The organism is Campylobacter suis, assembly GCF_905120475.1.
Classification (GTDB): domain Bacteria; phylum Campylobacterota; class Campylobacteria; order Campylobacterales; family Campylobacteraceae; genus Campylobacter_A; species Campylobacter_A suis.
This window is the reverse complement of record NZ_CAJHOE010000004.1, coordinates 26050-40873: the sequence shown is the minus strand read 5'-3', so window position 1 is coordinate 40873 and position 14824 is coordinate 26050. Positions and strand designations below refer to the sequence as shown.

At 37.1% G+C, this 14824-nt stretch carries 15 protein-coding genes; all 15 read left to right on the top strand.

The annotated features are described in order from the left end of the window. The first annotated feature begins 20 nt into the window (after positions 1 to 20). A complete protein-coding gene (locus LQV35_RS07245) occupies positions 21 to 752 on the top strand; it encodes a phosphatidate cytidylyltransferase (RefSeq protein WP_230057206.1) in 732 nt (243 codons plus the stop codon). Next, positions 734 to 1828 carry a 1-deoxy-D-xylulose-5-phosphate reductoisomerase gene (dxr, locus tag LQV35_RS07240; protein ID WP_230057205.1) on the top strand — a complete coding sequence of 365 codons (1095 nt, stop codon included), beginning with the start codon at positions 734 to 736 and terminating at the stop codon, positions 1826 to 1828. Before LQV35_RS07245 ends, dxr begins: the two co-directional genes overlap by 19 nt. Continuing rightward, positions 1815 to 3047 carry a uracil-xanthine permease family protein gene (locus LQV35_RS07235; RefSeq protein ID WP_230057204.1) on the top strand — a complete coding sequence of 411 codons (1233 nt, stop codon included), beginning with the start codon at positions 1815 to 1817 and terminating at the stop codon, positions 3045 to 3047. The genes dxr and LQV35_RS07235 overlap by 14 nt, the downstream gene beginning before the upstream one ends. Further along, a complete protein-coding gene (locus LQV35_RS07230) occupies positions 3044 to 4339 on the top strand; it encodes a M99 family carboxypeptidase catalytic domain-containing protein (protein ID WP_230057203.1) in 1296 nt (431 codons plus the stop codon). Before LQV35_RS07235 ends, LQV35_RS07230 begins: the two co-directional genes overlap by 4 nt. Next, complete coding sequence (gene tsaD, locus LQV35_RS07225; RefSeq protein ID WP_230057202.1) at positions 4336 to 5334, top strand: tRNA (adenosine(37)-N6)-threonylcarbamoyltransferase complex transferase subunit TsaD; 999 nt, start codon at positions 4336 to 4338, stop codon at positions 5332 to 5334. Before LQV35_RS07230 ends, tsaD begins: the two co-directional genes overlap by 4 nt. A gap of 224 nt (positions 5335 to 5558) precedes the next feature. Then, entirely contained in the window at positions 5559 to 6332 is a 774-nt protein-coding gene (locus LQV35_RS07220) for a DUF4198 domain-containing protein (protein ID WP_230057201.1), read from the top strand. Positions 6333 to 6394: 62 nt separating this feature from the next. Next, a complete protein-coding gene (gene iadA, locus LQV35_RS07215) occupies positions 6395 to 7534 on the top strand; it encodes a beta-aspartyl-peptidase (protein WP_230057200.1) in 1140 nt (379 codons plus the stop codon). 24 nt (positions 7535 to 7558) lie between these two features. Further along, on the top strand, positions 7559 to 7951 hold the full coding sequence (locus LQV35_RS07210) for an acyl-CoA thioesterase (protein WP_230057199.1): 393 nt from the start codon (positions 7559 to 7561) through the stop codon (positions 7949 to 7951). Positions 7952 to 8171: 220 nt separating this feature from the next. Beyond that, the gene (gene rpsB, locus LQV35_RS07205) at positions 8172 to 8960 is read left to right on the top strand and encodes a 30S ribosomal protein S2 (protein WP_230057198.1); all 789 of its coding nucleotides are present in this window, start codon (positions 8172 to 8174) and stop codon (positions 8958 to 8960) included. Beyond that, positions 8960 to 10024, top strand: a complete 1065-nt coding sequence (tsf, locus tag LQV35_RS07200; protein WP_230057197.1) for a translation elongation factor Ts — start codon at positions 8960 to 8962, stop codon at positions 10022 to 10024. Before rpsB ends, tsf begins: the two co-directional genes overlap by 1 nt. 2 nt (positions 10025 to 10026) lie before the next feature. Next, the gene (locus LQV35_RS07195; protein ID WP_230057196.1) at positions 10027 to 10668 is read left to right on the top strand and encodes an ABC transporter ATP-binding protein; all 642 of its coding nucleotides are present in this window, start codon (positions 10027 to 10029) and stop codon (positions 10666 to 10668) included. Positions 10669 to 10798: 130 nt separating this feature from the next. Beyond that, on the top strand, positions 10799 to 11551 hold the full coding sequence (locus LQV35_RS07190) for a DUF4198 domain-containing protein (protein ID WP_230057195.1): 753 nt from the start codon (positions 10799 to 10801) through the stop codon (positions 11549 to 11551). Between the two features lie 98 nt (positions 11552 to 11649). After that, entirely contained in the window at positions 11650 to 12411 is a 762-nt protein-coding gene (gene fliR / locus LQV35_RS07185) for a flagellar biosynthetic protein FliR (RefSeq protein WP_230057194.1), read from the top strand. Positions 12412 to 12469: 58 nt separating this feature from the next. Further along, positions 12470 to 14200: a hypothetical protein gene (locus LQV35_RS07180; RefSeq protein WP_230057193.1), complete on the top strand. Its 1731-nt coding sequence runs from the start codon at positions 12470 to 12472 to the stop codon at positions 14198 to 14200. Then, positions 14197 to 14808, top strand: a complete 612-nt coding sequence (gene gmk, locus LQV35_RS07175; RefSeq protein WP_230057192.1) for a guanylate kinase — start codon at positions 14197 to 14199, stop codon at positions 14806 to 14808. Before LQV35_RS07180 ends, gmk begins: the two co-directional genes overlap by 4 nt. Positions 14809 to 14824 lie beyond the last annotated feature (16 nt).

The following is a 14824-nucleotide window of genomic DNA, read 5'->3' as shown; positions in this document are numbered from 1 at the left end:
CAAAAAATTAAGGAAAATTTATGAAAACTCGTCTGATAACTGGTCTTACAATGCTTGCTGTAATACTAGCGATCTTTTATATAAATAGCTATTTTTTAAATTTTATAATCCTTGGCATAGTCCTTGCCGTGGCATTTCTTGAAGCCTTAAAGCTTTATAATATCGATCAAAAAAGCCTTGTTTTTATCGTGATCGCTTTTTATACACTAACTTTACTTACAAACCCTATATATATCGCTCTTTTAGCTGTTATAATCGTAGTTTCAGTACTTGCGCACATAAAAAGTGATAATATAAAGGCCGTGCTACCATTTTTGTACCCAGCCACGCCTATTTTTCTTATTTGGATGCTTTATTCAGAGTACGGCATTGAGTATCTTGCTTGGCTTATACTATCAGTCGTAGCTTGCGATAGTGGGGCATATTTTGTGGGTAAATTTTTTGGCAAACACCCATTTAGCCCAAGCTCACCCAACAAGACTTTAGAAGGTGTTTTAGGCGGACTTGGGATAGGAACGATAGTTGGGACTATATGTGGAAATTTTGTAATGGACGCTGCTGTACATGTCGTTTTTGCAAGTTTTTTAATCTGCGTTTTTAGCGTATGGGGAGACTTGTTTGAAAGCTATCTAAAACGCTTAGTAGGAGCAAAAGATAGCGGCTCACTCTTTCCAGGTCACGGCGGTATGTTAGATAGGATCGATGGGTATTTATTTGGCGTTGTTGCGCTTCTTTGGTCGCTTTCGTGGTAGTTCTTGGTTCTACTGGCAGTATAGGCACAAACACTCTTGTGCTTTGCAAGCAACATAATATAGCCGTAGAGGCTCTTAGTTGCGGGACAAATGTAGGGTTATTAAATAAGCAAATAGCAGAATTTAAGCCAAAATTTGTGAGCGTACAAGATAGCTCTTTACGCTCACAAGTAAAGCATGATAAAGTCTTTGTTGGAAACGAAATTTTAGATATGCTAGAACTTTGCAACAGCCAAAAAGTTGTAAATGCCATAGTTGGCTTTGCGGGACTTCGAGCAAGTATAGCAACGCAAAAACTTGGAAAAATTCTCGCACTAGCAAACAAAGAAAGCCTTGTTGTTGGTGGAAAATTTCTAAAAACAGATGAAATTTTGCCAATAGACAGTGAGCATTTTGGCTTGAAATTTTTGCTTCAAAACAAAACGAAAGTATCAAAACTTATAATAACCGCAAGTGGTGGGGCATTTTATAAAACGCCACTAAAATTTCTAAAAACAGCCACAGCAAATGATGCATTAAAACATCCAAACTGGGATATGGGCGCAAAGATCACTATAGACAGCGCAAGCATGGCAAACAAACTTTTTGAGGTCATGGAGGCTTACTGGCTTTATAATACAAAAAATATACAAGCATATATAGAGCCAACATCTATGGTACATGCGATTGTTGAGTTTGTTGATGGCTCAAGCGTTACGCATATCTCAAAAGCCGATATGAAGCTTGCTATAGCCCATGCAGTGCTTGAAAATATAGATAAAAATATCATACAAAATGCAAATTTACTAACATTAAAACCTATAAAATTTAAAGAGATAAATCTTAAAAAATATCCTATATTTTCACTAAAAGATGAGCTTTTAAAAGCTCCAGATATGGGCATTGTAGTAAATGCCGCAAACGAGTTTATGGTATATAAATTTTTAAAAAATGAGTGTGGGTTTTTAGATATTTCAAAGGCTGTTTTAAAGGCATTTGAGAAATTTAATGGCATAAAAATACAAACCCAAAACGATATTTACGAACTTGATGATGAAGTTAGAACTTATACTAGGGGGTTATATGCAGCAGTATGAGGGTTATAAATTTAGGCTAAAAGATAGCCTTGTTGGGGTGCAGTTTTTGTTCGTGGCATTTGGTGCATTAGTGCTTGTGCCTATGCTTACCGGACTAAATGCAAATATTGCTCTTTTTACCGCTGGAGTTGGCACTTTGGCATTTCAGCTAATAAACCGTGAGCAGGTGCCACCTATATTTCTAGCAAGCTCTTTTGCTTTTATCTCGCCTATAACTTTTAGCATCTCTCAATGGGGGCTTAGTGCAACTATGGGCGGTATCATAGCAGCTGGACTTTTGTATGTTGTGCTAAGTTTTTTAATAAGATTTCGTGGAGAAAATTTTATCCATAAACTACTTCCGCCAGTCGTTGTTGGTCCTGTTATCATGACCATAGGTCTTATACTCTCTCCAGCAGCTGTAAAGATGACAATGGGTGTTGGAGCTACTGCCTACACGCCTACTCAAGCGATGTCAATAGCATTTTTATCGCTTATGGCAACCATTTTTTTAATGCTTTTTGGTAAAGGAATTTTTAGGCTTATACCTATACTTTTTGGCATATTAATAGGCTATATCGCATCGCTTTTTATGGGTATAGTTGACTTTGCTCCTATTGCTAATGCTTCGTGGTTTTCAGTGCCAGATTTTACCGCACCAAGTTTTGAGCTTGGAGCTATTTTATTTATGATACCTATAGCCATAGCCCCAGCAGTAGAACATATCGGAGATATGCTAACTATCTCAAATGTTGCGAAAGAAAATTTCTTAAAAAAACCAGGACTTAAAAACACTCTACTTGGTGATGGTGTAGCAACGAGTATAGCCGGACTTTTTGGTGGTCCGCCAAACACAACATACTCAGAGGTTACTGGCGCGGTTAGCATTACAAAAGCTTATAATCCAGCCATTATGACTTGGGCAGCCATAGCGGCCATACTTCTAGCTTTTGTTGGCAAGCTTGGCGCATTTTTATCAACCATACCTCAACCTGTTATAGGTGGCATTATGTTACTACTTTTTGGGGTTATAGCAAGCGTTGGCATGCAAATGCTTATAAGAAGTCAGGCTGATTTAAATGAGCCACGAAATATGATAATCGTAGCGCTAATATTTGTCTTTGCCATAGGTGGCATGGTTATAGACCTCGAGATAGTTAGCTTTTCAGGCATTGGGCTTGGTGCGATTATAGGAATTTTGCTTAATCTCATACTACCACAAAGCAAGGAAAATGCTTGAAAGCGATTAAAATTTTAACGATTTTTATTTTTGTATCCTTAAATGCATCTCAGTTTGACTACACGCTTTATAAAAAGGGTATACAAGATGACAATACTATGCTTTTAATAGGTGGCATACAAGGTGATGAGCCAGGAGGATTTTTAGCAGCATCGATAGTCGCAACTGATTATAATATAACAAAAGGAAGCCTTTGGGTTGTACCGAATTTAAATTTTAAAAGCATTATAGAAAGAGGTCGTGGCACAAAAGGCGACATGAACCGAAAATTTGCACATATTGACAAAAGCGATCCTGACTATAAAGCAGTAACTCAGATAAAATCTTTAATCACAGACCAAAATGTCTCCTTGATACTAAATCTACACGATGGAAGTGGCTTTTATTCGCCAACTTTTATAAATAAAGACCGCAACCCAAATAAATGGGGCAACACTGTTATCATTGATCAGTCTGAGCTTATAGGCGCTAGTTACCCTGAGCTTGGTGGAGTTGCAGAGCAAACAAAAAATGGGATAAATACAAAAAAACTAACCAAAGAACACGCATATAATGTTAAAAACACACAAACCGCAAAAGGTGATGTTGAGATGTTAAAGTCTCTTACTTACTTTGCGATTACTCAAGGCAAGTCAGCCTTTGCAAATGAAGCTAGTAAAAATTTAAACGCAGAGCAAAGAACTTACTACCATCTTTTAGCGATAGAAGAGTATTTTAAGCTCGTTGGTATCGAGTTTTCAAGACCATTTGAGCTAAATGTAAAAGCTGTTAAAGAGGCTATTGAAAAAGATATACATCTAAGCCTTTTTGATGATTACTTTGTTTTAAATTTAAAAGGTTTGCGACCAAGCCTAAACTATATACCGCTTCCAAAAGATGAGCTAAAATACAAAAGTAACAATCCACTCGTAGCTGTTATAAAGGTAAAAAACGGATATGAAGTTCGCTATGGAAACCGCCTAATGACAAGACTAATCCCACAAAATTTCAGCTATGCAAAAAAGCTTGATGATATCAAAATTTTAACAGATAAACAGAGCTTCATACTAGAAAGTGGGGAAACGATAAAGGTAAAAAACGCATTTGAAGTTGAAAAAATACCAAACATTAGAACAAATATAATAGGCTATAGCTCAAAATTTAGCGATGAAGCTGGCGAAAACATAGATAAAAAGATGATTGATAGAAGCTTTAGCGTAGATAAAGCTGGCAAAATTTATCGTATCGAGTTTTATGATACATCAAGCACCCCAGATCGCTACGCAGGCATGATACTAGTGGAGTTTGAATGATACTGGGCATAGAAAGCAGTTGTGATGATAGCTCTGTAGCGCTCATTAACAGCAAAAACCTAGAGCTTATATATCATAAAAAAATTTCACAAGAGCTTGAGCACTCGGTATATGGTGGCGTAGTCCCAGAGCTTGCAGCTAGACTTCACACGCAAGCACTCCCTGCTCTTTTAAATGATATAAAGCCATACTTTAAACAAATAAAAGCTATCGCCGTTACAAATGAGCCTGGACTTAGTGTTAGCTTAATTAGCGGTGTAAGCATGGCAAAATCTTTAAGCATAGCTCTAGATGTACCGCTTATCGCTGTTAATCACCTAGTTGGTCATATATACTCGCTATTTTTAAATAGTGAAATTTCGATTCCAATTGGCATTTTGCTAGTTAGTGGCGGACACACTTTAGTGCTAAATATCGACAAAGATGGCTGTATTGAAATTTTGGCTCAAACAAGTGATGATAGCTTTGGTGAAAGCTTTGATAAAGTGGCTAAAATGATGGGGCTTGGATATCCAGGTGGAGCGATTATAAGCCATCTAGCACAAAGTGCAAGCGATAAAGAGAAATTTAAATTTAGTATCCCACTTCGTGGCGATAAAAGGCTAGAATACAGCTTTTCAGGGCTTAAAAATGCAGCTAGGTTAGCCATAGAAGCGCAAGGTGAAAATTTGCAAGCTAATAAGGCAAACATAGCCTATGCTTTTGAGCAAACCGCCTGTGCTCATATAATGGATAAACTAAAACTCATCTTTAAAGAGCAAAATTTTAAACATTTTGGTGTAGTTGGAGGAGCTAGCGCTAATCCTATTTTACGCCGCAATATCAGCGAACTTTGCAAAGATTTTGACTGCAAACTTACTCTTGCTCCGCTTGAGTTTTGTTCAGATAATGCCCTAATGATAGCTAGAGCAGGACGAGAGAAATTTCTACGCAAAGAAACGCTAAACCACAAAGAGCTAGACATAAGTCCAAAAAGTAGAAATTTAAAGCTATAAAGTTTTAACATCGTTTGACTTAAGATATGATGTTATATCAAGCTTGCAAAATTTATCTATCCTAAGCAACACCGATAAAAATATTAAAAACTTCTTGCCTTTAAAACCAAAAACCCAAAAACTACCTTTTTAGCTAAGCTGTTTTAATCTATCTTTGCAACTAAGTTGCATAAAAGGAAAATTTTGCTAGTATCTTGATTTAAATTTTCAAAATAGGAGCAAAAATGAAAATAAACAAAACACTTTGCCTGCTTTTAGCTGGTTCTATCGTCTCAGTTGCAAGCGCACACGATTTTTGGCTAGTCACAAATAATGACAAAGATTTAAATGTTAAAATAGGCTACGGACACGAATTCCCAGGCTTTGAAGAGATCTCAGAAAAACGCATAAAACTTTTTGAACAGCCATTTATACTTGATCAAAAAACTGGCAAAAAGATCGAACTCAAACAAGTTGGCAAAAACTACAACTTTGAAGGCAAAGCACTTACAAAAGGTTCATATATGGCAGTTGGCGAGTATAAGCCTACATTTTGGAGCGAAAAAAATGATGGCAAATGGGATATGCACACTGACCGCACAAATGGCAAAGATATTAAGTACTGCGAGTTAGCAAAAATGAGTGCGAAACGCGTTATAAATGCTGGTGGCGTTGTCGATGAGATAGTTACAAAACCAATCGGTCAAACCCTTGAGATAGTTCCACTAACCAACCCTGCAAATTTTGCTATAGATGAGTTTTTTGGTATGCAAGTTTTGTTTAAGGGCGAGCCTCTTGCTGGAGTTGATGTAGGCGTGATAAGTCCTTATCTTGAAAATACTCACAACAACGAGCAACGCGCCTTCTGGGGCAAAACAAACGATAAAGGTCGTATAAACATAAAGCTTTTTAAAGCTGGCACATACGCTATTAGCGTACTTCATAAAACCCCGCATGCTGATTTGAAAAAGTGCGATGAAGATGTTTATGAAAGTACATTTACATTTGATATAAAATAATTTTGAATCAAAAAAGCAAATTTGCGTTATAATTTTACATATTTTTGTAAAAGGAGCGCAAGATGTTACTACTTAAAAATGCAAATCTCTACACTCCAAAACATATCGGCAAATCCGATGTTTTGGTGGGTGGAGGTAAAATTTTAGCAATCGATAAAGAGCTAAACCTTAACATAGCAGACCTTAAAACCTACGATCTTTGTGGTAAAGTCCTAACTCCAGGGCTTATTGACATGCATGTTCACATCACTGGCGGTGGCGGGGAGGCTGGCTATCACTCGCGCACTCCCGAGATAAAACTTAGCGAGATCGTAAAATACGGCACTACGACGCTTGTTGGGACACTTGGCACTGATGGATGTACAAGAAGTCTTGAAAATTTATACTCAAAGGCAAAGGCACTTGAATTTGAAGGCATTTCAACCTTTATCCACACTGGCTCTTACGCTACGCCAAGCGTTACTTTTACTCAAAATATTACCAAAGATTTAGTTCTTATAGATAAAGTTATCGGTGTTAAAATCGCCCTTTCTGACAATCGCAGCAGCTATCCAAGCGATGATGAGCTTATAAAAATTTTAACCCAGGTTCGCATAGGCGGTACGATCTCTAAAAAAGGTGGAGTCATGCACATTCATATGGGTGGTCTTGAAAGCAAGCTAGATGCAGTGTTTCGCATACTAAAACATACTCAATTTCCAGTGCAATACTTCTCGCCAACGCACTGCGCCCGCACAAAAGATCTCTTTGACGAGGCGTTAAAATTTCAAAAAATGGGTGGCTTTATAGACATCACAACTGGTGGAAGCAAGTTTGCACCACTACATGAAGTCATCGCTTATGGGCTTGAAAATGGCTTGAATTTAGATATGATCTCGATGAGTTCTGATGGTAATGGAAGTGTTCCAAAATTTAATGATAAAGGCGAGCTAGTAGGATATGGCTGTGCGTCGTGCAAGTCAAATTTAGACACCTTGCAAAACATTGTAAAAGATAAAGTTTTAGACATCTCTAAAGCCATCTCGCTTATGACATGTAACCCAGCTAAGTTTTTAAATCTTAATTTTAAAGGCGAGATAAAAGTGGGATATGATGCTGATTTTGCCGTGTTTGATGAGAATTTAAATTTATATGATGTTATCGCAAAAGGTGAGTTTTGCGTAAAAGATCAAGATGTCGTAAAGAAGGGCTTTTTTGAGTAAAAATTTATAAGACTAGGATAGAAAATGAAAGAGTTTTTGTATAAATTTAAAGTACCAAGCGAAGCGATCGATATGCACGGGCATATGAATAATGCCTATTATTTTAAGATAATGCAAGATGTAGGTTTTGCTCACTCAAACTCCGTTGGCGATACGCTTGAAGCGCAAAAACAGCGCGGTGGCGTGTGGCTTATACGCGAAAATCAAGCAACTTACATAAAGCCCGTGTTTTTAGATGATGAGATAGTTATAAAAAGCTGGAGCGAACGTGATAAAAAGGCTACTTCAACTAGATTTTTCGAGTTTTACAGGGGTGAAATTCTGCTTGCTACAGCAAAAACTACATTTTTTTACTTTGATACGCGCAAAAACCGCCCAGTAGCCATACCAGATGAAGTGGCGGCGTTGTATGAATAGCTATAAGCTAAAATTTATTATGTTACAATAGCAAATAAAGATGTACGCAATACAAAAATTTAGCTTAAATTTATAAAAATTTAAGTATAATCCAAACCTTATTTCACACACACCAGTCCTAAATTTGGTTGCGATTTGAGAATTTAAAACAAAATTTTCAAGCGTTAAGGGGTGTGGAGGTAAAACTAAATTTCGGGCATAGCCCACAAGGAGAACCATAATGGTAACAATGAGAGATTTGCTAGAGTGCGGCGTTCACTTCGGACACCAAACACGCAGATGGAACCCAAAGATGAAAAAATACATCTTTGGCGAGAGAAAAGGTATCTATATCATAGATCTACAAAAGACAATTCGCTACTTCCGCTACACTTATAACATTGTTCGTGACGCAGCAGCAGAGGGCAAGACTATCCTTTTTGTCGGCACTAAAAAACAAGCTGTTGAAGCTATAAAAGAGCATGCAGAAAAATGCGGTATGCCATATGTTAATCACCGCTGGCTAGGTGGCATGATGACAAACTTTGGAACTATCCGCCAAAGTATCCGCAAGCTTGAAGTTATCGAGACTATGGAAGAAGATGGCTCTATAAATTTACTAACTAAAAAAGAGGCTTTAATGCTGCGCCGCAAGAAAGAGAAGCTGCTTGCAACTCTTGGTGGTATCAGAAATATGAAAAGCCTTCCTGATATGGTTTTTGTTATCGACACAGTTAAAGAAAAAATCGCCGTTGCTGAAGCAAACCGCCTAGGTATGCCAGTTGTAGCGCCTATTGATACAAACTGCGATCCAGATGTGGTTGATTTCCCAATACCTGGCAACGATGATGCGATTCGTTCAGTTCAGCTTTTCTGCCAAGAGATGGCTGAAGCTATAAACGAGGGCAAATCACTACTTGAGCAAGATACTGATGAAAATGCCAAAGAAGAAGTAAGCCAAGATGAAAAAGATGCAGTTTTAGCTGAAGCACTTAACGAAGAAGACTTTGGTGCGGAGGATGAAGAGTAATGGAAATCACAGCACAGATGGTAAAAGAGCTCCGCGAAAGCACTGGAGCTGGTATGATGGATTGTAAAAAGGCTTTAGCAGAGGCTAATGGCGATATGCAAAAAGCTGTTGATTTGCTTCGCGAAAAGGGTCTAGGACAAGCTGCAAAAAAAGCTGACCGCCTTGCTAGCGAAGGTCTTGTAGCTGTTGAAGTTTGCGAAAAATGCAAACAAGCTACGATAACAGAGATAAACTCAGAAACTGACTTTGTGGCTAAAAATGACAAATTCCAAGCACTAACAAAAGATACAACGGCTCACATCCAAGCAAATGGGATAAAAACAGTTGAAGAGCTAACGGCAAGTACTATAAATGGTGTAAAATTTGAAGATTATCTAAAAAGCCAGATAGCAACTATCGGTGAAAACCTTGTAGTTCGCCGCTTTGAAACTATAACAGCTGATGCAAATGGCGTTGTAAATGGCTATGTGCATTCAAACGGTCGTGTTGGTGTTTTAATCGGTGCCGCTTGCGAAAACGCAGAAGTAGCACAAAAAGCACAGGAGTTTATCCGTAATCTTTGCATGCATGCAGCAGCGATGAAGCCAGAAGTTATAAGCTATAAAGATCTCGAGAAAGATTTTGTTGAGAAAGAATTTATCGCTCTTCGTGCTGAGCTTGAAAAAGAGAATGAAGAGCTTAAGCGCTTAGGCAAACCACTTCATCACATTCCAGAATATGCAAGTCGCTGCCAGATAGGCGAAGCTGAACTTGCAAAAGCAACAAAAGCTATCGAAGATGAGCTAAAAGCTGAAGGCAAACCAGAGAAAATTTGGGATAAAATCATCCCTGGAAAAATCGAGCGTTTTTATGCCGATAATACCGTGCTAGATCAGCGCTTAACACTTCTTGGTCAGTTTTATGTAATGGATGATAAAAAGACTGTTGAGCAAATCGTAGCTGAAAAGTCAAAAGAGCTTGGCGGAAAAATAGAGATAGTAAAATATGTCCGCTTTGAACTTGGCGAAGGGCTTGAGAAAAAAGTTGATGACTTTGCGGCAGAAGTAGCAGCACAAATCGGCTAAAAATGGAAATTTTAAAGGGCGTAGATCTAGGCTTTGCGTATGATTATACGCTCTTTGAAAATGTAAACCTAAGCTTAAACGCTGGCGAAAGCACGGCGATTTTAGGTGTGAGCGGGTGTGGCAAAAGCACCCTTCTTCACATACTCTCAACACTTTTAAAGCCAAACTCAGGTGAAGTTATATATAACTCACAATCGCTTTACTCACTAAAGCAAGATGAGCTTATAAAAATTCGTAGATTTGACTTTGGTATTATATTTCAAGCACACTATCTTTTTAAGGGCTTTAATGCACTTGAAAATATCGAACTAGCAAGCATTTTAGCCAACAAACCAATAGAGCAAAAATACCTTGATGCGCTTAAAATTTCTCATGTTTTAAATAATAAAGTTGGCGAACTAAGCGGAGGGCAACAACAACGAGTTAGTATCGCAAGAGTGCTTAGTAAAAAACCACGAATCATCTTTGCTGATGAACCGACTGGAAATTTAGACAAAGAAACGGCAAGCGATGTCATGAGTGTGCTTTTTGAATACATCCTAGAAAACAACGCTGCACTTGCTATCGTTACTCACGATAATGATTTAGCAAAACAGTGCAGTTGTGCATATAAACTTCAAGACAAACAACTTTTACAAATATAACCAAACCCACTTTCTAAAAATATAAAAACAACAAATATCAAATAAAAATCAAAAATATATCTTAATTTTATTTGATTTTAATTATCATTAAGTTAAAATAGAACTTTACATTTTCAAATTAGGAGCAAAAATGAAAAAAACTTTAATTTGTCTAGCTGTTGCTGGATTAGTTGGAACCTCTATGGCTCACGATTTTTGGGTGGATGGCAAGAATGAGGATAAATTTAATGCGCATATAGGCTATGGGCATGACTTTCCAACCCCAGAAAAAATCTCAGAAAAAAGAGTTAAACTTTTTGATCCACTTTACATTGTAAAACAAGACGGCTCAAAAGTTAAACTAAACCAATCAGGAGAAAACTACGAATTTTCTACTGAAAAGCTAGCTGATGCTAGTTATATTTTGGCAGGAGACTATAAGCCTACATTTTGGTCGCAAGATAGCGACGGTAAGTGGCACATGGATAAAACTAGAAAAGATGTGAAAAATGTTGAATTTTGCGAGGTTGCCACTATGGCAGCTAAAAGAGTAATATCTATTGGCGATAAAAAGCATAACTTTATACACAGCCCGATAGGACAAAGTATTGAGATAGTTCCACTTAGTGATCCTTTTGAATTAAAAGTCGATAAACCGTTTAAAGTTCAAGTATTTCTTGATGGTAAGCCGTTAAAAACAGCAAAAGTTACTGGAACTTTTGATGGATTTTTAAAAGATAAGCACGCTTTTTCTGGTACAACGGACCTAAAAGGTGTCATAGAAATTTTAGCACTAAAACCTGGAAAATGGCTACTAGAAGTTACTCATGAACGCCCTTATAAAGATAAAGAAGTGTGTGATGTGGAGATGATTTTAGCAACTTTAGTTGTTAATATAAAGTAAAACAAGGGGCTTTGTCCCCTTTTTGCTTATAAAGTAAAATCACTTGCAAATTTTAACCAAAACACGCTAAAATCATAAAAAACAAAAATAAGGCAAAAATGGAATTAGTGGAGTTTTTTGGTGCAGACCAAGTGATAAAATTTATGCTACTTTTCGCTAGGCTTAGCGGACTTGTTGTATTTTTTCCATTTTTTTCACACAACCAAATTCCACTAAGCGTAAAAACACTACTCGTTATGGCACTTAGTATCGTCCTTTTCCCGCTTGCAAAAGTTCATGAAAACCCTATAAATTTCTTGATTTTTGATATACTAGGTGAAGTCATGCTCGGGCTTTGCGCTGGTTTGCTTTTAAATATCATCTTCGGGGCTCTTTCAATGGCCGGGGAGCAAATTTCTATGGTTATGGGCTTTTCGATGGCAACAGTTCTTGATCCGCAAACTGGCACAAACTCACCAGTCATCGCAAATATCATAAATTTCATGGCTCTACTTACTTTTTTAATTTTTGATGGACATCATTTGCTTATACAGTTTTACGCAAATTCGCTTGCGCACATACCTCTTGGCGACTTTTATCCGCGTTCAGGAGTTGCCATCTATGCCTCAAAAGCGATGCTAAACCTCTTTATGTTTGGCTTTATGTTAGCTTTTCCGATCATAGCCTTATCACTTTTGGCTGATCTGATCTTTGGCATGCTTATGAAAACAATGCCACAATTTAACCTTTTAGTGATCGGCTATCCTATAAAAATAACCATCGGTTTTGCTGTTTTGGTGGCTATTTTAGCGGGTATTATGAAAATTTTTACAGACCTTACGCTACGCATAATAAACGACTATCCGTCATTATTTTTCTAAAATTAAGTAAAGCAAAATGAAAAATATCATAAAATTAGGAATTTATTAAGGAGAGCCCATGAAAGTTGCATTGATCAATAAAAATCCAGCTGTTTCTCGCCTCATAACTCTTAGCTTAAACAAGATAGGCGCTGAGTATATCGAGCTTGATGATGCGAGTTTGCTTGAAGAAAAAGTTGATTTTGCTATTATTGATAGCGATGTAGATGCCAGTGACGAAACACTTAGCGCGTGGGCTAGCAAAGTGATGCACTTAGTGCCTCGTGGCAGTGAAAAAGTCGGTGAAATTTGCCTTGAAAAGCCATTTTTGCCAACAGAATTTTTAACACTTTTTGAGCAAAACAAACCACAAGAGCAACCAAGCACAAAGACAGAACCTGAGAGTGTGTTTGTAGATGAAGATACAAATTTAGAAGCAGAGTTTGATAGCTTTGAGCTACCAGAAATTTCAGACATAGAACCTTTACAAGAGCCAGAAGAACTCGATATATCAAGTGCTTTTAATATAGGCGAAGAACTTGACATAGGCAACGAACTTGATATTGCGATGAACTTAAATTTAAGCGAACCAGAAGATGAAAAAGCACAAGATGAAGATATGGACAACACGCTTGATAAGATGGCGCTTAGCATAGATGATAATGCCAAGATAAAGGGCGATGGAGATGAATTTGACCTTGATGACCTTGTGTTAGATGAAGCACAAAAAGATAGCGATAAAATTCCTGAAACAAGCGACGATAAGATTAATCTTGATGATGGCGATCTAAATTTTGAAGAAGAGCAAGCAAATGAGCTTAGTAATGACGCAAATTCTGTTCTTGATGAGATAGAGCACATGTCAGACGAGATTATAGAGCAACCAAGCGAACCTACAAACAAAGAGACATTTGATGTAGGCAACCTTGTAGATGAACTTAGCGATATAAGCGAAGATGATGAGATAAAAAATATACAAAACGCCCTAAATGAAATAGATGAAAGCGAGCCTGAAATTTTAGATGAGCTTGAAAATGAAGACTTAGATAAAGCTACAGATGATGAGCTTAGTTTAGATGAAGCAGAGCTAAAAAGCCAGATTGAACTTGATGATGAGGCAAAAACTTCTGAAAAAAGTCAAATAAACCTTGATGACGAGATTGACGAGAGCGTGCTTGAAAATGAGATAAAACATCAAGAAATTCCATCACTTGTTGATGAGAGTGAGCTTGAAAATGAAGATATGCTTGATGAGCTTGACATCAATACTTTAGCACTAGATAGTGTTCAAAAAACAGATTTAACAGATGATGAAATTTTAATGGAGCAAGAAAAGCATGATGTAGCTGAAGATTTGACCGAGATAAAAGAAACACAAATGGACGAAAATCTAGATGACATGCAAGAAGAAAAGATAGAACAAGATATTTTTGATGAGGCCTTAAAAGAAGAGCAAACAGCCAATAAAGCCAACAAACAAGGCGATTTAGTAAGTGAATTTAAAGATGAGTTAAATGATGAAATTTTAAGTTCAAACATTGATACTAGCGCTATGCAAGATATAGATGACATCTCTGAAAATGCTATGCTTTTGGCATTTGGTATGCCAGCAAACAAACCTGAGATCCTAACAGCTAATGAAATAAAAGAGACAAAAGCGCAAGAGATTGCTGAGCCAAATGAAGTTGTTTCTCAAATAAAAGAGCAAATTTCACAGCAAATTTCCGCCTCAATTAGTGCAAGCTCGATAAGAGAAGCGTTAAAAGGCATGAATATTAAGATAAATATAAGCTTTGAGGAAAACGAGTGAAGGGGCAAATTTTACTTGTTTCAGGACCTAGCGGAAGCGGAAAAAGCACACTTTTAAAACGCCTTTTTTCTGAAGAAAAAGGAATTTACTTCTCTATATCAAGCACAACTAGAGCTATTAGAGATGGCGAGATAAACGGGGTTCATTATAATTTTATCAGCAAAGAGGAATTTGAAGAAGGTATAAAAAACGATGAGTTTTTAGAGTGGGCTCAAGTGCACAAAAACTACTATGGCACCAGTTTAAAACCAGTCAAAGAGCAACTTGAACTTGGTAATATAGTTGTTTTTGACATCGATGTACAGGGGTTTGCAATAGCAAGAGAAAAATTTAAAAGCCTTATCACATCAGTTTTTATCACCACAACAAACAAAAAAGAGCTTAAAAAAAGGCTTGAAAGCCGCGGGACTGATAATGCCAAAACTATCGAAAACCGCTTAATGAACGCGGTTGGAGAGATGGAGCATATATTAGAATACGACTATTTTTTAATAAATGATGATATACAAAAAAGCTACAAAGGACTAAGGTCTATCGTGCGTGCAATGCGCCTTAAAAGCACAAATATCAACCTTAGACAAACGGTAGAAAATTGGATAGATTGCTAAATTTTAAAAATTTTAT